This is a genomic window from Streptomyces sp. NPDC007162 (genome assembly GCF_040634175.1).
GTDB lineage: Bacteria > Actinomycetota > Actinomycetes > Streptomycetales > Streptomycetaceae > Streptomyces.
Genome location: NZ_JBEYFC010000657.1, coordinates 1 through 4,232 on the forward strand (window position 1 = coordinate 1; position 4,232 = coordinate 4,232).

Sequence of the window (4,232 nt, forward strand, 5' to 3'; positions counted from 1 at the left end):
CGCGGTTGTGGAAAAGATTCGGTGACTGTGTGTGATCGGATGCATCCTGGACGCATGACGGAACTGGCGGGATTCGAGGCGGAACTGCGGGGGGCTCGGTGATGGCGCCCGCGGCCAGCATCGCCTCAGCCGAGTCGCGGCTCATCCGGACCGGTACCGGATGCGGGATCGGCACGTCCAGCTCCGCCTCGGCGTCCTTGATCGCCAGAGCGTGCCCGGCGGTGGCGCGCAACCGGGCGACCAGCCGCAGGTCGACGGTGAACTGCACCAGCGCGGAGGGGCCCGAGAAGACCAGCGGGACCACCTTTCCGCTGCTGCGCCGGGCGGTCTCGTCGGAGCTGTGACCAGCTGTGCGGGCCATTGTCGGCTGGTAGTCGTGGACGTGGTGGCGCTCCCAGTCCATCCAGACCGGCAGCGGCCCGCCCTGTCCCGCGACACCGCGGCTGTCGGTCAGCGTGCCGCCCTGCCCGCTGTCCAGCAACCGCATGCTGCCCGGGCCCGCCCCCGCTACCGCTTCCATCTCGGCCTTCTCACCGGCGCCGATGACCTCGCCCTCGGTCAGTCGAGCGTGCAGGAAGACGTCCAGGTCCTCGGTGCCGAAGAACCGTTTGACGAACGCCGACGGCAGCGGCAGCCCTGAGGTGGCGAGCACGGGCAGCGCCGCCTCGAGCCACTCCGTGGACATCTCCTGCCGCACGGTGTACGCGGCGGCCTTGCCGACGGTCCGGAAGCTGGGCGACGCCCCCAGCTGCCTCGTCAGGGCGGCCATCCCGGCCCGCACCCGGGACGCCCCCCGGAAGCCGTTCGCCTGTGCCTCCTTCGGCAGCCGCACCCCGGAGGCGCGCCACTGCTCCAGCGGGACGGGCGGCGCGGCCGGCTGGTCCACCGGTGGCAGCTCGCGCGGCGGACGCAGACCGGTCAGCGCCCGCAGGTCGGACTCCGGGAGGCGGAAGAGCAGGTAGCGGTCGTCCTCGACAGGTGAGTCGTCCTGGACGGGGGCCGGCGCCTCCAGTTCCACCGACACAATCGGCTCGGCGCCGTCCGGCGACCCCGCTCGGTACAGTTCCAGCCGCGCCGACACCGGGATCTTGATGTGGACCATGCCGGCCTCGTCGGGAAGGGTCGTTCTGGCGGCGGCCACCAGCGCCTTGCGCACCGTGTCGGCGAAGGTGTCCTGGTGGGCGGTACCGCCGGTCGGCACGCCCACCAGGCCGCCCGCGCCGGTGGGGAGGGCGCCGTACAGCAGGAGGGGGAGGTCCAGCCCGGGGCCCCTGCCGTCCGTGGTGGTCGTTCCGCCGTCGAGCACCGCTGCCGTCGCGTACGCGGTCCCCCGTCCCTGTGTGGGACGGCTTTCGAAGGTGCCGTCCTCCCGGCCCAGCACCAGCGTCGCCCAGTAGGCGCGGCTGCCGCTGCCCTGGTCGAACAGTTCCACCGACACGCTGTCGTCCGCGAGTCTGTTCAGCAGACTGACGGCGCCGTCGAGCACCGCTCCGAGCCGTTCGGTGTTGCGCCGCTTGTCGTCCAGCAACCGCTCGGGCAGCAGGTCGACGGGGATGAGGTTCTTGGTGGGCCCGTCCTGCCAGGCCATCAGCTTGTCGCGCAGCGCCGGGAGCAGCCGCCCGAAGTCAGGGGCCTTCTCCACCGTGCCGAGGCCCAGCGGTCCGTCGGCCGCCAGGCGCAGCCCGGCGGCGGGATCGGCCTCGGCGGCCGGCTCCGGTTCGGCCGCCGCGCTCCCAGCCTCGGTGTTCCTCGCGACAGCCGTGCCGGGCGCCGACGCAGCCGTCTCCGCGGTAGCGTCAAAGCCTCCGGCGACCGCCGCGGCCGACTCCGGAACGCCGCCCCGCGGCCCCTCGGCGACCGCCGCCTTCCCAGCGTCCCCGGAGTCCTGCGGCACGGGCGCCGACGGGATGATTCCCTTGGCCCGCAGACGCGCGTCGACCTGCGCTCCCAGGCCGAGCGCACGTGCCTGCTCCTCGGTCAACAGGGCCGCGGCGACCCGGGACAGCAGCCGGCCGCCGGAGCGCACCTTCGTCGCCAGGATGCCCACCGCCGCCTCGGCGGCCATGAGGACCTCGAGGTCGGCCTGGACCAGTACGACCCGGTGGCTCGCGTCGGTGGTGGTGATCCGGTCGATCGCGGCGGCGGAGGCCAGCGACGACTGCAGCGACTTGTTGAAGCCGAAGCTCGGGGCCAGTCCGCCGAGCAGCCATGTCGACTCCGACGGGGCGCCCGCGCCCGCGAGCATCAGCGAGGTCTTCACGAACCGGGTGGCGTCCTTGGCGCTGACGGTCCCGTGACCGCCGGTCAGCCACTGCTCTGTGGCGGGTCCGTCGAGCACCTCCACCACGACGGGGTTGACGACGTGGAAGCGGCTGCCCACCGCGCCGGTGAGCGTGCCGGCCCTGCGCTCGTAGCGCAGGCCGTCGGCGATCCAGGCGCTCTTGGTGCCGCGCGCCAGGGCGGCCGGGAGTGTGTCGGCGCTGAACCGCTCCTCGATCCACAGCGCCGGATCCAGGCCCGGGGTCGTGAAGGCCTCGTCGCCGCCGGCCGCGTCGGTGAGCAGTTCCCGGGCCAGTTCCCGGATCTCGGCACCGTCGCCGAGTACCTCCATCGCGAGCCACTGCTTCAACGGCCGCTTCTCGGGCGTGGGAGCGGCCCAGGCGGGATCGTACATCGTGTTGATCCCGCGCAGCTCGGGCACAGCGATGGTCTGCGTCGGCGCCGCGATGTGCGGTGGCCGCACGTCGGAGGGCGCGAGGGTGAGCGCGGTCGGGGCCGTCAGCCGCACGGGCACCGGGTCGACGACCAGGGGGCGCACGTTGTCGTCCGTGTCCGGTGCGGTGGTGCGGGCGAGCGTCGCCTCGTCGGGGGTCTGCCGGCCGGGCAGTCCCGGCGCCGCGTACCGGCGCCAGGTCCGCTGGCGCTTGACGGAGGTGATCTCCACGTCGAACGCCAGCACGGAGTCGTACGCGCTGGTGTCGCTGGAGCCGGCGGTCAGCCACTTGGCTTCCACGTTCGTCCCGGACATGTCGGCCTGTGCCCGGGACGCACCGAAGGCAGCGGAGAACGTCATGTAGAGGTGCCCCGGAATGGGCTTGACGGACAGCGCTCCCGTCACCGAGGCGCCGTACTGCGCGCTTTCGCCGCTGCTCACGCCGCTGACCAGCCTGGCGGTGCTGCGCATCTGCCAGTCGGCCATGTCCCCCTGGTACTCCGGTTCCGTGACGAATCGGCCCCTGACCCGAACCAGCACGTACTCGTTGCTGCTCCACCCCTTGCGGCGAAGGCGCACCGGAATGCCGGTGCTGACCAGCTGGCTCTTGCGGGCGGTCATGTTGGACGGCGAGAGTGCCTTGGTCAGGGCCCGATGGTTCGTGCGCATGCGCGCGTGGTCCGCCTCCGTCTGGAGGAAGCCGGACTTGTTGGCATCACCGAACCCGGGCAGGAACCCGGCCAGTCTCGGGTCCTCCGCGAACCGCTCCTCGATGCGCTGGACGAGCTGGGCGGTGTCCACCTTGGACAGCACCACGCTCGGGCTCGACGGCCCAAAAAGCAGGGCCCGTTGTTGACCAGGGTGCCGCAGCAGAGGCGGGATCGCCGACATGCCGCCGGGCAGTGGCAGCCCCAGCGACGCGGCCTCGTCGGGACGCAGGCTCAGCCAGGCGGTCACGTCCTTGTACGCGGGCCCGCCGGTGAGTCCGGCACGCATCGCGGTGGACAACGGGCCCGTGCCCTCGGCCCAGATCCGCACCCGCGCCCGGTAGACGATTCGGTCACCGGTGATCTGCGGGCCGGCCGCCGTCGTGACGGCCGACTTGGAGGCAACGGTCCGGCTGGTCCCGGACATCACCGCGGGGCGCACGGCCAAGCGCACATGGGGGCCGCCGGGCATCAGGCCGAACCCGACTGCCGGGCCCAGTCCCACCTCACCGCCGGATCCGTGGCTGAGGTCCACCGACATCTGCCGGTCGGACTGCCGGTCGTCGCGGGAGAACATCGCGCCGACGGGGAACGCCGGCGCGATCCTGACGATCTCGGCACGTGCCCGGTAGGCGCCGCGCAGATACCCGTCCACGCTCGCCAGTTCCTCGGAGTCCGTCCACCCCTCCAGGTAGGAACGCAGATCGTCGGTGAGGCGGTCCGCCGTTCCGGCCTTGAAGGCGGCGGACCGCCCCGGCGCCCGCCTTCGTCCCCCTGGACTCCCTGCGCCGGCCGTCGGCGGTCACCGTAGA

1 protein-coding gene is annotated in these 4,232 nt (G+C 72.7%); it reads right to left on the reverse strand.

Annotation, left to right across the window (positions count from 1 at the left end; translation table 11 throughout):
* Positions 1–4,075: hypothetical protein (locus ABZ646_RS41430; protein WP_360531398.1), on the reverse strand; the 4,075-nt coding region annotated here is incomplete at its 3' end.
* Between the last annotated feature and the right edge of the window lie 157 nt (positions 4,076–4,232).